Origin of the sequence: Arsenophonus endosymbiont of Aphis craccivora (assembly GCF_013460135.1) — a bacterium.
Taxonomy (GTDB): Bacteria; Pseudomonadota; Gammaproteobacteria; order Enterobacterales; family Enterobacteriaceae; genus Arsenophonus; species Arsenophonus nilaparvatae.
This window is the reverse complement of record NZ_CP038155.1, coordinates 1321206-1336930: the sequence shown is the minus strand read 5'-3', so window position 1 is coordinate 1336930 and position 15725 is coordinate 1321206. Positions and strand designations below refer to the sequence as shown.

The 15725-nt window shown below is 41.5% G+C and carries 11 protein-coding genes and 4 pseudogenes; 5 read left to right on the top strand and 10 right to left on the bottom strand.

All coding sequences use genetic code 11. The features are described from left to right. The first annotated feature begins 61 nt into the window (after nt 1-61). The 3 genes from E3U36_RS13215 to E3U36_RS13205 are packed head-to-tail and all read left to right on the top strand — an operon-like array spanning nt 62 to nt 1241. Complete coding sequence (locus tag E3U36_RS13215) at nt 62-280, top strand: FimD/PapC C-terminal domain-containing protein (RefSeq protein WP_369412968.1); 219 nt, start codon at nt 62-64, stop codon at nt 278-280. Beyond that, complete coding sequence (locus E3U36_RS13210; RefSeq protein ID WP_369412932.1) at nt 273-626, top strand: spore coat protein U domain-containing protein; 354 nt, start codon at nt 273-275, stop codon at nt 624-626. Before E3U36_RS13215 ends, E3U36_RS13210 begins: the two co-directional genes overlap by 8 nt. 12 nt (nt 627-638) lie before the next feature. Further along, nucleotides 639-1241, top strand: a complete 603-nt coding sequence (locus tag E3U36_RS13205; RefSeq protein ID WP_369412931.1) for a Csu type fimbrial protein — start codon at nt 639-641, stop codon at nt 1239-1241. Between the two features lie 131 nt (nt 1242-1372). On the opposite strand, the gene E3U36_RS06930 is transcribed toward E3U36_RS13205, so the two are convergent. From E3U36_RS06930 to fdnG, 10 genes and pseudogenes are all read right to left on the bottom strand, one after another. Continuing rightward, nucleotides 1373-2539: a nucleotide sugar dehydrogenase gene (locus E3U36_RS06930; protein ID WP_180815975.1), complete on the bottom strand. Its 1167-nt coding sequence runs from the start codon at nt 2537-2539 to the stop codon at nt 1373-1375. A gap of 30 nt (nt 2540-2569) precedes the next feature. Beyond that, nucleotides 2570-3664, bottom strand: a complete 1095-nt coding sequence (locus E3U36_RS06925) for an NAD-dependent epimerase/dehydratase family protein (protein ID WP_180815973.1) — start codon at nt 3662-3664, stop codon at nt 2570-2572. Nucleotides 3665-3828: 164 nt separating this feature from the next. Next, nucleotides 3829-4836, bottom strand: a complete 1008-nt coding sequence (locus E3U36_RS06920; RefSeq protein ID WP_180817572.1) for a zinc-binding alcohol dehydrogenase family protein — start codon at nt 4834-4836, stop codon at nt 3829-3831. Between the two features lie 145 nt (nt 4837-4981). Continuing rightward, entirely contained in the window at nt 4982-5341 is a 360-nt protein-coding gene (locus E3U36_RS13435; RefSeq protein ID WP_439647258.1) for a SelB domain-containing protein, read from the bottom strand. Next, nucleotides 5278-6542, bottom strand: a pseudogene (gene selB, locus E3U36_RS06915) (selenocysteine-specific translation elongation factor). Before selB ends, E3U36_RS13435 begins: the two are co-directional and overlap by 64 nt. Continuing rightward, nucleotides 6539-7928, bottom strand: a pseudogene (gene selA, locus E3U36_RS06910) (L-seryl-tRNA(Sec) selenium transferase). Before selA ends, selB begins: the two co-directional pseudogenes overlap by 4 nt. A 19-nt stretch (nt 7929-7947) precedes the next feature. Continuing rightward, nucleotides 7948-8881 (bottom strand): annotated as a pseudogene (gene fdhE, locus E3U36_RS06905) (formate dehydrogenase accessory protein FdhE). A gap of 155 nt (nt 8882-9036) precedes the next feature. After that, nucleotides 9037-9687 carry a formate dehydrogenase cytochrome b556 subunit gene (gene fdoI, locus E3U36_RS06900; RefSeq protein ID WP_180815971.1) on the bottom strand — a complete coding sequence of 217 codons (651 nt, stop codon included), beginning with the start codon at nt 9685-9687 and terminating at the stop codon, nt 9037-9039. Then, entirely contained in the window at nt 9668-10630 is a 963-nt protein-coding gene (gene fdxH, locus E3U36_RS06895; protein ID WP_180815970.1) for a formate dehydrogenase subunit beta, read from the bottom strand. The genes fdoI and fdxH overlap by 20 nt, the downstream gene beginning before the upstream one ends. Before the next feature lie 20 nt (nt 10631-10650). Next, nucleotides 10651-13688 (bottom strand): annotated as a pseudogene (gene fdnG, locus E3U36_RS06890) (formate dehydrogenase-N subunit alpha). 170 nt (nt 13689-13858) lie between these two features. On the opposite strand from fdnG, the gene fdhD reads away from it, so the two are divergent. Further along, the gene (gene fdhD, locus E3U36_RS06885) at nt 13859-14707 is read left to right on the top strand and encodes a formate dehydrogenase accessory sulfurtransferase FdhD (RefSeq protein WP_180815968.1); all 849 of its coding nucleotides are present in this window, start codon (nt 13859-13861) and stop codon (nt 14705-14707) included. 94 nt (nt 14708-14801) lie between these two features. Continuing rightward, entirely contained in the window at nt 14802-15725 is a 924-nt protein-coding gene (locus tag E3U36_RS06880) for an IS5 family transposase (protein ID WP_180815966.1), read from the top strand.

Below are 15725 nucleotides of genomic sequence, written 5' to 3'. Positions count from 1 at the left end.
ACGCCATGCTGCTAGTGTCATCCTGACCGATCAAAGGGGCAAAGCACTACCATTAGCCAGCGTGGTTTCTCGGGCGGGCAACCCAGACACTTATGTTGGTTGGGAGGGATTGGTTTACTTGGAAGAATTGGAGCCAAACAATTTGCTCACTGTCCGCACGCCGGAAGGTAAACACTGCCAGCTTAGTTTACAACTGCCGGCAAACACTAGCCAACAACTAAAAACCTACGGCCCGCTTACCTGCGCTTTAGATGGCAACCACAGGAGTTACCATGAATAAACGTCTATTTTCTGCCATTACGTTGTTATTGACTGGCCTGATTAACAGTCCTGTTTGGGCTGCTTGTACAGCAACCATGCAGAATGCTTCATTTGGCACACAAAGCTCTTTTGTCATCAATAGCACTGTCCAATCCACCTCGGCTAACCTAGTAGTCACCTGTGGAGCAGTACTAGCTTCATTATTAACCACTGATACGATTTCAGCCAAACTCAATAGCGCATCAAGCTCAAGTGGGACGCAAACGGGAATGAAAAACACCGCCAATAACGATCTTGAACCCATTAATATGTGTAAAGCTTCCAATTGCGCCACCACGACGCCGATTGGTAGTACTATCAATTAATCATCAACCGAATTGCTTAACTTATTAGGCGGCAACGTATTTACTATTCCAATCTATTTTAAAACCGTCACTGGACAAAATTTATCAGCCGGAACCTATAACGTAACGTTAAATCTAACCATTAACTGGAATATTTGTTGGCTACTCGGCATTGGTTCGATCTGTTTAAATCCACAAGTTGGCAGTACCACCCTTTCGCCGGTGGTGTCACTGATCGTAACCAATGATTGCTCAACCATCAGCGCGCCTAACATCAATTTTGGCAGCGCACCGTTAGTTAGCAGCTTTCCTAATGTGTCGCAAACTATTTCTATTACTTGCACTAAAGGCAGTCTCTACAATGTGGGGATCAACAATGGTACCAATGCAGTTAGCAATGTGCGTAATATGAAAAAGGGCAGTGGCTTGATCAGCTATGATATTTACCAAGGTACAACCAATACTCGTTGGGGATCTAGTGGTAGCGAATTGTGGTCTAGTGCCAACTCCACCACCATTAGTGGCGATCAGTTGACACGTACCTACAATTATGTAGCGAAAGTGCTAACAGGCCAAGCTACCCCGAATCAATCCGGTAACTATAGCGATACACTAACGGTAAATGTCGCTTTTTGATTATCAGGGAGACTATAAAAAGCTGCCACCACTCGCAGCTATGGCAACTCGCCAGTGATAAAAATAGGCAAATCAGCAATAATCAAAGCGCCAATCTTAAGCTGCGATTGGCGTTAAAATATGGCTAATTATCAATCGTGACCAAATAGATCGCGGGTATAAACTTTCTGTTTTACATCTTCCAGTTCCGGCACCAATCGATTGGCCAAGATAATATAGCACTGGGCTTTGAAATCGGCCAAATCGGTAATTACTTTGGAGTGAAAGAACTCACTTTGTTGTAAAACCGGCTCATAAACCACTACTTCAATTCCCTTTGCTTTGATCCGTTTCATCACACCTTGTACGGCCGATGCGCGGAAATTATCCGAGCCAGCTTTCATCACTAACCGGTAAACGCCTACTTTTTGCGGATTTTGACTAATAATCCTTTCGGCAATGTAATCTTTACGCGTTCGATTCGATTCTACGATCGCATTAATCAAATTGTTTGGTACATCATCATAATTAGCCAGTAGCTGCTTGGTATCTTTTGGTAAGCAATAGCCACCATAACCAAAAGAGGGGTTGTTATAGTGGCTGCCAATCCGCGGATCAAGTGAAACACCCTCAATAATCTGACGACTATCCAATCCGCGGCTATGCGCGTAAGTATCTAACTCATTAAAATAGGCCACTCGCATCGCCAGATAAGTATTGGCAAATAATTTTATCGCTTCCGCTTCGGTGGCATCAGTAAATAGCACCGCGACATCTTTTTTCAGTGCGCCTTCTAATAATAAATCGGCAAAAATCTTGGCACGTTCGGAACGTTCACCCACTACAATACGAGAAGGATAAAGATTGTCATATAGCGCTCTGCCTTCACGTAAAAACTCCGGTGAAAAAATGATATTTTTATACCCTTTCTCTTGTTGCAAGCGGGCGACAAAACCCACCGGGATGGTTGACTTAATAACAATGGTAGCGGCTGGATTAATGTGGTTTACATCATCAATCACTGCTTCTACAGAAGAAGTATTAAAATAATTAGTTTTGGCATCATAATCAGTCGGGGTAGCAACAATCAAATAATCTGCCCCCTGGTAAGCCTGTTGTTTATCCGTCGTTGCCCTAAAGTTCAATTTTTTTTCTGTCAGGAACGCTTCAATTTCTTTATCCACTATCGGGGATTGCTGGTTATTCAGCATTGTTACTTTTTCAGCAATAATATCTAATGCAACCACCTCATGATGTTGCGCTAACAACATCGCATTCGACAGGCCAACATAACCTGTTCCTGCAATAGCAATTTTCAAAACTAACCTCTCAAATATTTAGGATCCAGGCTAAACGTGATAATAAGTCCGATACCAGTCAACAAACGCTTTTACCCCTTCTTTAATCGAAATCTGTGGCCGATAACCGGTTAACGAAAACAAATCTTTGGTATCAGCCCAGGTGGTATGGACATCACCGGCTTGCATCGGCAGCATATTTTTAATGGCTTTTTGTCCTAATGCCTGCTCGAGAGCAGAAATAAAATCCAATAATTTTATTGGCTGACCATTACAAATATTATAAATATTATAAATATTATAAATATTATAAATATTATAAATATTATAAATATTATAAATATTATAAATATTATAAATATTATAAATATTATAAATATTATAAATACGATAAGGCGCATCACTGCTAGCCGTTAAAGATTTATCGCTCTTTTTTGTCGGAATAATATCAGTAATCGATAATATTCCTTCAACAATATCTTCAACAAAAGTAAAGTCGCGGCTCAGATCGCCATTATTATATACATCTATCGGTTTCATCTCCAAAATAGCTTTAGTAAATTTAAATAATGCCATATCTGGCCGACCACAAGGACCATAAACGGTAAAAAAACGTAACCCAGTGGTCGGCAAATTATACAGATGAGAGTAAGCATGCGCCATTAACTTATTAGCTCTTTTGGTGGCAGCATAGAGGGAGATGGGATGATCACCGGACATATTGGTAGAACAAGGAAATTGATTATTGGTACCATATACCGAGCTGGAAGAAGCATAAATCAAATGAGGGATTTGACCATAATAACAACCTTCCAATATCGACAGAAAACCGGTTAAATTACTATCTGCATAAGCGAAATGAGCCTTTAAAGAGTAGCGGACACCCGCTTGCGCTGCCAGATGGATCACTCTATCAAATTTACATAAGGTAATCACTTCAATTACCTTTTCCCGCTCAATAATATCCAGCCGCAAAAACTGAAATTGCGAATAAATTGTTAAGCGCTCAAGGCGGGCTTTTTTTAAAACAGGATCATAGTAATGATTAAGATTATTCAACCCAACAACATCATGACCATGTTGTAATAAACGCTGACATAACGTAAATCCAATAAAACCGGCACATCCTGTTATTAAATATTTCATAGCTATTTTTAGGTTCTATAGAGAAATGAAAAATATTTATCTTTTGTGTAATACAAAAGCGCATCCGGCACTTATTTCCTTCGCCAACATATACAATTAGTCAATAATAAAAAGAAGTGCAAATTAAGCACCTCGAAAATTAGATCAAAACCCTAATCATTAAATTAAAAACCAGCCAATACTAGCTTGCCCTTTACTTTGCCACTTTCTATCATTTGATGGGCAAATCGCAAATTTTCAGCACTGATTTTACCAACTTCTTCACTGATGGTGGTTTTTAATATCCCCTGATCAATTAATCCTGCCACCCGTTGCAATAATTGATGTTGTTTGATCATATCTTCAGTCTGAAAAACAGGACGCGTAAACATAAACTCCCAATGCAATGAAAGGGCTTTACGTTTCATTGGAATAATATCAAAGGTTTTAGGATCGTCGATTAATGCCAGTTTTCCTTGTGGAATAAGAATATCTAATACCTGCTGATAATAGTCATCACTGTGGGTTAATGAAGCCACATAGTCGACATGCTGAATGCCTAATGCAGCAAGCTGCTGGCTAAACGGTTTTTTATGATCAATAACCGCATGCGCCCCTAACTCACTGACCCATTGCTGTGTTTCCTGCCGTGAAGCGGTAGCGAAAACTTGCAACTTAGTCAGTTTACACTCTAATTGGATCAGTATTGAACCCACACCACCGACGGCACCAATAATCAATATCGATTTACCAGCAGCACCATTCTCCGCAACCGCTAGTCGGTCAAATAGCAGCTCCCAAGCAGTAATTGAGATCAATGGCAAAGCTGCTGCCTGAACGGCAGTTAACGCTGTTGGTTTATGCCCGGCAATCCGCTCATCCACCAGTCCATATTCGGCATAGCATCCTGGCCGATCGATAGAGCCGGCATAATAAACCCAATCGCCTGGTTTAAATAACGTAACTGCACTACCAACCGACTCCACCACTCCACAAGCATCCAAACCTAAAATACCTGGTGTTTTGGGTGTTTCACGCTGGCGCATTTTTGTATCTACCGGATTGACCGCAATAGCAGCAATTTTAACCAACAAATCACGCGGCTGATGTTGGGGATTTGCTAGCTCGATTTCATAAAGTGAATGTATATCGCTAAGTGGTAGGGTAGGATCAGTAAAAACAATCGCTCTCATGGCTGACTCCATAAAGCAAGAAATTTCAATCAATAAAAGGAAAAATGAATATATTGCGACTATAAAAAATTATGCTAAATGCTTAACATTTTAATAAATTTATCTGCTGCTCAAATCGATCAATTTAAAAATAACGAAAAATAATTTATTCAAACAATCCCTGATCTCTTAAAATATGCGCGTTAAATTTACGTCTGGTAAAACCGCTTCGATCAAAAAATTCCAAAATCTGAACCGCTAATTTTCGTCCTATTGCTAACTCATCACGAAAATTGGCCACCGTAATGGCAACCTCTAGATGGTTATAATGTCGAATAATGGCAGCAAATTGTTGAATTTGTAGATTATGGTAATAACGATCCGGCACAATCGCCGTAATTAAACCCAACTTTGCCGCTTTTCGCAACAAATGGCGAATGATGGCTTTATCTTGTTGAATTTTTACTGCAATTCTCTTACCCACCAAGGCTGGTTTGCCACAAAACAGGGTTCTAATTTTTGCCATAATTGCGCCTGTTGTTGGTCAAACACCAAACTATGTTCAGCTAAATGGAGCCAACCATTGGTTTGCATCAGCTTTTTTTCATCAACCAGTTGACGCAGTAGGCTAAACACCAGTTCATCATTCAACCCAGGTAATGCCATCCGTTTTAAGCGGGCACAGCCCACTCCTAGTTGATCAGCATGATGTTGATGATAATCGGCCAATATTTGCATCAAATGCTGTTTAGCCTGCTGAACATTAATTTGAGAAAATGCAATATCGTTAACTATCAGCACATCAAATTGCGAAACTAACGCTTGTAATGAAGAATGAGTAAGTTGACGTGCCCAACCATAATCCCTAAGTGATAAGTCGCCGGTTGGCAACTGAAAAGCCAAATTTTCCTTATCGCCAGTGATATTAGCCAACTGCGATAACCACGATAGGAATTCGGCTTGCCTTTAAATCTGTTTTTTGCTAATATCACCCGTCAGATTTAAAGCGATCCGATCACCGGCTTGTGCCTGTGAAACCAGCTGGTTTTGCGCATGCAATCGCCGAATTTTGACTTGCTTATTTATTCCAGTTAACCATAGGGTATCACCAACAGAGACTTGGCCGGACAAAGCCGTTCCAGTAACGACTAAACCTATGCCTTTAACATTAAACACCCGATCTATCGCCAAACGAAATCGATGACCAAATTTGGCATGCTGGCCAGCTTGACCATGTAACATTTGCAAATGTGATCATAATAAAGGAATGCCTTCTCCAGTGAAGGTAGAAGTGACAAAACAGAGTGACTGAGGCCAGCCATACTCTTTCAATAATTGTGAGATTTCGGTTTGTACCGTTTGGAGCCGCTCAATTTAAACGCGATCAGCTTTAGTCAAGATGGTAGTTATTTGCGGCGGCCAATAAGACGCAAAATAGCCAAGTGCTCTTTGGTTTGAGTCATAATGCCATTATCACAAGCAACAATTAGCAATATATGGGATATACCGCCAATACCAGCTAACATATTAGCGAGAAATTTTTCATGACCGGGAACATCAATAAAACCAATTGAGCGACCATCTGCTTGTGGCCAATACGCAAAGCCAAGATCAATTGTCATGCCGCGTTTTTTTTCTTCCGGTAAATGCAGCGTATTGATCCCTGTCACTGCCTGAATCAAGGCAGTTGTTCCATGGTCAACATGACCGGCGGTGGCAAAAATCATTGTTTTAATAAAAACTGTAATAACTTAGCCTCATCATCTAGACAGCGTAAGTATAGCCATAAGCGTCCAGCTGAAATCCTACCAATAACAGGAGTAGCTAATTGTCGCCATTGGCGAGCCAGTGATAGTAGCTGATTACTTTTATTATCTTTAGGCGTAAATGTTATTGCCCAACTAGCCAATCGTTCATTGGGTAGTGAAACACTACCAATCTGCGAAAAACAGGCTTCATCTTTAACCCTAAATTGACCACCATAATGGCGCTTTATCGGTTCAATAAGCCGCTGCGCCAGCTGGCGAATTTCATGTTGCTGTCGTGACATAAAGTTAAGGGTGGGTAACGAAGTTGTCACTTTTTCGCCATGCTGATAGAGTCTTAATGTAGCTTCCAGGGCGGCTAACGTCATTTTATCCGCTCGTAACGCGCGTTTTAACGGATGTTGTTGAATAGCCTCTATCCAATTTTGCCTAGAATAATACCCGCCTGCGGGCCACCAAGTAATTTATCGCCTGAAATTGACACCAGATCAATTCCTTGAGCCAGATATTGTTGTGGCATCGGCTCAGCCGGTAAGCCATATTGGCTCATATCAATTAGCGCACCACTACCTAAATCAATCGCAGTAGCAATATTATATTTAGCACCAAGCTGAGCGAACTGATGGCCTTCAACCTCGGCGGTAAAACCTAGGATACTGTAATTACTGTTATGGACTTTCATTAACAAACCAGTCTCTTCATTTATTGCACGCTGATAATCTTGGAGATAAGTTCGATTGGTTGTTCCTACCTCTACCAGCTGACAGGCAGCCTGTTTCATTACCTCTGGCAGGCGAAATGCGCCGCCAATTTCGACCAATTCTCCTCGCGATACAATAACCTGCCGTCCCGCGGCGATAGTTGCTAACATTAATAACACTGCAGCAGCATTATTATTGACAATACAAGCATCTTCAGCACCCGTTAGTTCATAGAGTAAATCAGCTAATATTCGATCACGATGTCCACGCGCTGCGTCATTAAGCGTATATTCTAAGGTCACTGGATAACGCATCACTTGAGCAACCGCTTCAATCGCTTCTTCTGCCATTAACGCACCCCCAAATTAGTATGTAACACCGTGCCGATTAAATTAAAAACTGGCCGTAAGGCACAATTCTCCTGCCGTTGGAGTTGATGAGTAAGCGCACCAATCAAGTCACTTTGCCACACAGGTAAACATTGCTGCTGTTTTATTTGTTCACGTGCATGCTGCTGCATATTGCGTAATATCTTTGTTACTTGAGTTCGACCATAACCTTCTATCAACGATAAAACCGGCGCTTCATTCAGTAAATAATCGATGGCGGGTAACTGACGATATAATGAAGTAACATCTTTGGACATAAGCGATTGATACCTTAAATTATTCGCAAGGAAATAAAAATGGATTAATACTGCTACGCGCAAATCCCTCTTCTTCCAATTTAGCATCCAGGATCAGGGAAGCCAGATCATCAGCAACTGCGTCAACCTTGGCATCTCGCTCCTGATAGAGAATTTTTAAATAACTGCCACAATCACCACAACTTTCAGCCTTAACCGGCCGCATATTCACTAGCTACGCACCAATAATCTAATTCTTTTTTGTGTTCGCAATTACTACATTTTACCCGCACAACATGCCATTCAGTTTCACATAAATTACAATGTAAATAACGCAGCCCTTGATTTATCCCTATTTGCACCACACTAGAAACTGGAATACTGCCACATACCGGACAAAATTGACGATGCTCACCATATTCGGCGTTAGCTTTACCCGGGATTTGACTGTCCATTTGTGCACAAAACAAGGAAAGGGCAGCCCAAATAAACAATGCTTGTTCTGGTGGTACTTGTCTAAATTCACCATTGAGTAACGCTGTTGCCATCAACTCCAAATCATGTATAGAAACTTTGAGTAAGTTTTCTAATGCGGGCTTTACTTCTTCGGGTACCACAGGAGCCAGTTCAGCAATTAAAGAATTAAATAATTTATGTCAATGGGCAGTGCGGATAAAAGTTTTACAATCTAATGGCGGTTTATTGGCGATCATTGATTGTTGCAGGATATCCGTGATATCCATCATCAAAGGATTATCATACCGCGCATTTTGCTGAGCGCGGGTAACATGGGAAGCAAAGATGAGATATTCACTAAATGGATTTTCTGCCGTCGCTAATGATTGGAAACGTTCAGTTCGGGATTGATATAGATTGTTTAAATCTGGAAATAAAACCGGCGGGATATGACAGATGCCTTTTTTGGCTGGTTCATTTTTACCTATCTCTTCTTTAGGTAAAATCCTAATGCTCATAGATATGCTCTCTTTGATGATTTATTTTACCATTATTGCCCAATAAATCTCAGAATAGACCAAAAGCTAACAGGGATCTATAAACGGATAAATAACATAAAAAAAGCAGAATATAATTATTCTGCCTCTGTTATTACTACTCGAAAAAAACGCTGTTAGCTGCTCTTTTCTTGCTGTGGCTTCTCTTTTTCAACAATCTCACGATACCAACGAGGGTGATGTTTTTTCGCCCAAGCCCGCGTTACCCACCCTTCAACCATTGCTAGAATAGAGCCTTTTACCCATATAGCGGCATAAACATGAATAATAATCGTCATTATTAAACCAATCGCCGCAACAGAATGAAGCAGCAATGCCAAACGAATAATTGGGATGGGAAAATAGTCAGAAAAATAAGGACGCCAAATAATAATACCGCTAATCAAAAGTAAAAACAGGCAAATTGTTGCCAACCAAAATACCGCTTTTTGACCTAAATTATATTGACCAACATCACCGACTTCTTGATTTTTTGAAATTTTATCAATATTTTTAGCCCAAATAATATCTTGTTTATCAATAAAATTATGTTTGAAATATCTAATAAACATGCCAACAAACAGCACAAACATCATGGCACCCAAAAATGGATGCAGCACTCTTGAGAGTTGTGGCGTACCTAAAATATTCATCAACCAATTTAACGATGGAAAGAAAAAACCTAATCCACTAATTGCCGTAAATAAAAAAAAGATAACCACTAGCCAGTGATTGATTCGTTCACTGGCAGAATGGCGAATAATTTTTTCATTCGGTTTTTTTATCATCAGCTATCCTCCTCTTTTTTTTACTCGCAAATTTATCGCTCTTTGTTAATGCTTGATCATCATTATTTAGCAATTTATCCGCATTATCTTCATCAGAAACACGATTTGGACCCACCGCCAGATAATGGAAAAATGCAGAAGCAAAGGTAACGGCAAACCCTACAGCAGCTAACGGTTTCCAAATACCTTTCCAGAAGGTGACGGTTGGGCTGATAGTCGGATTATCTGGCAGGCCATGATACAACTCGGGCTTATCACCGTGGTGTAATACATACATAACATGCGTACCACCAACACCTTGTGGATCATAAAGCGCGGCATTTTGATAACCTCGGGTTTTCAACTCTTCAACTCGTTCAGCAGCAAGTTGTTTCATCGAGCTCTTACTACCAAAATGAATTGCACCAGTCGGGCAAGTTTTTACACAAGCCGGCTCTTGACCTACTTCAACCCGATCAACACAAAGGGTGCATTTATAAACCCGATTATCCTCTTTATTTAATCTGGGAATATTGAAAGGACAACCAGCAATGCAATAACCACAACCAATACAATGCTCTGAGTCAAAATCGACTATTCCATTGGCATACTGAATAATCGCTCCCGCAGAAGGACAATCTTTCAAACAGCCTGGATCAGCACAATGCATGCAGCCATCTTTGCGGATCAGCCATTCTAATCTCCCTTGCTCTTCAACTTCAGCAAAGCGCATCACCGTCCATGATTTCGCCGTCAAATCTAACGGGTTATCATAAACCCCAACGTTATGACCAATTTCAGCACGAATATCATTCCATTCGGAACAGGCAACCTGACATGCCTTACAACCAATACATGTGGTGACATCAATTAATTTTGCGACTGCCTCTTTATCACTGCGCACTTGAGGAGCCGGTGTTAACGAGTTGGTCGCAGAGCGGCGAATAATATCTTGTGAAGCCATCATCTACCTCCTTACACCTTTTACACATTAACCAAGAATGCTTTAAACTCAGGAGTCTGAGTATTGGCATCACCAACAAATGGCGTTAGCGTATTGGCAATATAGCCTTTTAGCGTCAGTCCATGAAATGCCCAATGAATTGGGATCCCAATTGTATCAATTTCCCGGCCATCAACTTTTAAGGTACGGATACGCTTATTCACCACCGCTTTCGCTTTGATATAACCACTGTTAGAACTAACCTTAACCACATCGCCTGCTTTGATACCTTTTTTCTCTGCCAATCGTTCACCAATTTCAACAAATTGCTCAGGTTGAATAACCGCATTTAAATGCGCATGTTTGGTCCAAAAGTGAAAATGCGCAGTTAAACGATAAGTTGTGCCGACATAAGGAATTTTTCAGCGTTTCCTAATGCGTTAAGATCGTCATTGAATAGGCGGGCAGCAGGATTAGATATAACATTTGGATGTAACGGATTAGTTCCTAACGGGGTTTCAAAAGGTTCATAATGTTCAGGGAAGGGGCCTTCGGCCATCTTATCTAAAGCAAATAAACGGCCTAATTCTTCTGGTTGCATAATAAATGGCCCAACACCGGAATCTGGCGGTGCCGCGCTATAATCAGCAATATCAATACCTGTCCATTTGGCTCCATCCCACTCAATTAATTGACGCTTAGGATCCCATGGTTTTCCCTCCAGATCAGCGGATGCTCGATTATAAAGGATGCGGCGGTTAGCCGGCCAAGCCCATGCCCAACCCAATGTATTACCTAGACCAGAAGGATCGGCATTATCTCGGCGAGCCATTTGATTACCCGCGGACGTCCAACTACCGGCAAAAATCCAACAACCACTGCTGGTAGTTCCATCATCTCTTAATTGTGCAAAAGCTGACATTAACTGGCCTTTTTTCACCATTAGATTACCATTAGCATCCGTCAAATCTGCCAACTCGTAACCATTACTTTCTTGCGCAATTTCTTCCGCTGTTGGGCGATAAGGATCGTAGTAATCCCAGCGCATATTTAATAGTTGCTCAGGTACAGCGCCACCTTGTTGTTGATAAAGCTGACGCAAACGATGAAAAATACCAGCTAAAATTTCTCCATCACCGAGCGCTTCTGCGGGTGCATCTGCTCCTTTCCAATGCCATTGTAGCCAACGAGCAGAATTAACAATAGAGCCATTTTCCTCAGCAAAACAGCAACATGGTAAGCGGAAAACATCGGTCATGATTTCTGCTGGCTGCACATTATTAAATTCGCCATGATTTTGCCAAAAACAAGCGGTTTCAGTATTCAATGGATCGATAGTGAATAAAAACTTTAATTTGGACAATGAACCAATGATTTTATTTTTATCGGGGAAAGAGGCCAGCGGATTGAATCCCTGACAAATATAACCATTAACTTCCCCTTTATTCATCATCTCAAAATATTGTAGTACATCGTAACTTTTATCCCATTTAGGTAACCAGTCAAAACCCCAATCATTCTCTTTTTGCGCCTTGTCGCCATAAAAAGTTTTCATTAAACTAACAAAAAATTTAGGGTAATTATTCCAAGAGTTAACTTGATTAGGAAGGATTTGTTTTGGGGTATTGGCCGCCAAATAACTGGCTAACGTGCTCTGTTTTTCCGATGGTAAGTTCATATAACCGGTTAAACTTTGAGATAACAGCCCGAGATCAGTCAAACCTTGTATATTTGAATGTCCCCGTAAAGCATTACCTCCGCCACCGGCCATTCCCATATTACCTAACAGTAATTGAATGATTGCCATGGTACGAATATTCTGTGCACCGATAGAATGTTGTGTCCAACCTAGTGCATAGAGAAAAGAAGCGGTTTTATCTTTTTCGCTGGTTTCAGCGATATATTCACAAACCTTAATAAAATCTTCTTGCGGCGTTCCACAAATATTGGCAACCACTTCCGCCGTATATAGACTTACATGTAACTTAAGCAACTGCCAAACACAACGTGGATGCTGTAGAGTTTCATCTCGTTTAGCAAAACCGTTGCCATCTAACTCATAGTTCCAGGAAGTTTTATCATATTGGCGATTTTTAGCGTCATAGCCACTAAATAGCCCATCCTCGAAATGATAATCATCGCGCACAATTAAATTGGCGTTGGTATAAGATTTCACATATTAGCTATTAATTTTATTATTACTTATTAGATAGTTAATCACTCCCGATAAAAAAGTAATATCAGTACCTGAACGAATAGGAGTATAAAAATCTGCCACTGATGCAGTACGGGTAAAACGCGGATCAATGACAATTAAATTAGTTTTATTGTGAATTTTTGCTTCGATTGCCCAACGGAATCCGACCGGATGAGCTTCCGCCGCATTTCCCCCCATAACAATGATCAGGTCAGCATTTTTGATATCAACCCAATGATTTGTCATGGCACCGCGACCAAATGTTGGAGCAAGACTTGCTACCGTTGGCGCATGTCAGACACGAGCTTGATTATCAACCGCTAACATTCCCAAAGCCCGGCAAAATTTCTGGGTAACAAAACCGGTTTCGTTACTGCTAGCTGAAGCACACAGCATACCGGCTGTTAACCAAAGATTAACGGTTGTCCAGGCAGGATTGGTTTTAATAAAGTTAGCATCACGATTGGCTTTCATTAACTTAGCAATACGATCAAATGCTTCTTGCCAGCTAATACGCTGCCACTTATCAGAGCCTGGGGCTCTATATTCGGGAAATTGCAGACGACTTTCACTATGGGTAAAATCAATTAGTCCAGCACCTTTTGGACACAAAGCGCCTCGACTTACCGGATGGTCGGGATCACCTTCTATGTGGAATATGCTTTCTTTGGGATTTTTAGCCCCATCACCAAGGCTATACATTAATAATCCACAACCAACTGAACAGTATGTGCAGGTATTTCGGGTTTCTCTGGCACGTAATAGTTTATATTGACGCGCAGATGCTAATGCAGTTGCCGGAGCAAAACCCAAAGCAGCAATCGTTGTACCTGCCATACCGCCAGCACAGATCTTAAAGAACTGTCTTCTACTGACTTGCATCAAAAATCTCCTCATTCATATGACTGACATTGGTTGCCATAAAATAAAAAACAGCAAAATAGGTGATCATGTTTTATTAAATCACGATCTTTTTTGGTCGGATCAAACTCTCTATCCATAATAATTAATATAATCTATTTTAATGTATTATATTATTATGAATTCGGCTAATGAGTAATTTTTGCGCAACTGAAATGATAAAAAATGTTAAAAACATCGGAGTATCCGAAATAAAAGTTCGCCAAAAGAAAAATTTTGATATTTTTAATTTGGACAATGTTGCTCAAGGAGTCCCTATTACCTTGGTCTACAATGGCATTTCCCATGCCGTCATGATGGCAAGCCCAAAAGACTTAACCCTATTCGCTGTAGGTTTTTCGCTGTCCGAAGGCATTATCCAATCTGCTGAAGAAATTCGCGATATCAACATCAGTAAATATGACTCAAATGGCATAGAATTAAATATTGAACTATCACCCCGCCAGTTTATGGCATTAAAAGCACAACGGCGTAATCTAACTGGCCGTACTGGCCGTACTGGCCGTACTGGTTGTGGCATCTGTGGCACAGAACAACTTAGCCAACTATTTCGTCCAATCAATCCGCTTCCTTTCACGCAATCATTTTCACTAACTTATCTGGATCAGGCCTTATCTCAATTAAATACCATCCAAAAAATTGGCCAATTAACCGGCTGTACTCATGCCGCAGCCTGGATAACTCCCACCGGTGAGCTAGCGGGAGGCTGTGAAGACATTGGCCGTCATGTCGCACTTGATAAATTGCTTGGTATGAAAATTCGAGAAAAATGGCAAAACGGCGCAGTGTTAATTTCAAGCAGAGCAAGTTATGAAATGGTACAAAAAGCAGCAACCTGCGGGGTAGAAATCCTCTTTGCTATCTCAGCCGTCACTTCCCTTGCGGTTGAAATGTCCCAACAATGTCAATTGACGTTAGTTGGTTTTTGTCGATCGGGTAAAGCCACTATTTTTAGTTATCCGGAACGCTTAACGGAATAATTAAATTCAATAAATATCAGGCTTTGTTGAATAAATCAAACTTTTAGGTGATTGGCGGAGCTGATCGCTAAATTCGTTTCAACATCAGGTCCCCATGGCAAAGCAAAAGTTTAAAATTACCAACTGGCCCGCGTACAACAAGGCACTCAGACAACGCGGTTCCCTGACGGTCTGGCTTGATGAGTCGGCCATCGCTGGATGGACTGACAGTTCTTCGCCTGAAGGTCGTGGCCGGCCGCTTTACTACAGCGATATGGCTGTTACCACTGTCCTGATGATGAAGCGTGTGTTTAACCTGTCGCTACGGGCATTACAGGGCTTCGTTGATTCGATTTTTAAACTCATGTCTTTGCCGCTGTGCTGTCCGGACTACTCGCTGGTCAGCAGACGAGCAAAGAGCGTCAACATCAGCATAAAAACGCCAACGCGTGGTGAAATCTCGCATCTGGTCATCGACAGTACCGGTCTGAAGGTCTTTGGCGAAGGTGAATGGAAAGTCAGGCAGCATGGGGCTGACAGACGAAGAGTGTGGCGCAAGCTTCATCTGGCAGCAGACAGTGTGACTCATGAGATTATCTGTGCCGACTTATCGCTCAGCGGAACGACAGATGCGCAGGCACTGCCGGGCCTGATTAACCAAACCCACCGGAAAATCAGGGAAGTGTCAGCAGACGGTGCTTATGACGCCTGTTACTGCCACGATGCGTTGCTAAGAAAGAAAATCAGGCCCCTTATCCCGCCGCGAAGCGGAGCGAAATACTGGCCGGACAAGTACCATGAACGTAACCATGCGGTGGCGAATCAGCGTCTGAGCAGGAGTAATGATATGTGGAAAAAGAAAGTGGGTTATCACCGGCGTTCAGTGGCAGAAACAGCGATGTTCCGCATAAAAACTTTGCTGGGTGGCCATCTGAGCCTGCGTGACTATGAGGCTCAGGTAGGTGAAGCAATGGCGATGGTCAAAGCGCTGAACCGTATGACGTTGTTGGGTATGCCACACAGCGTCAGGATCGGATAA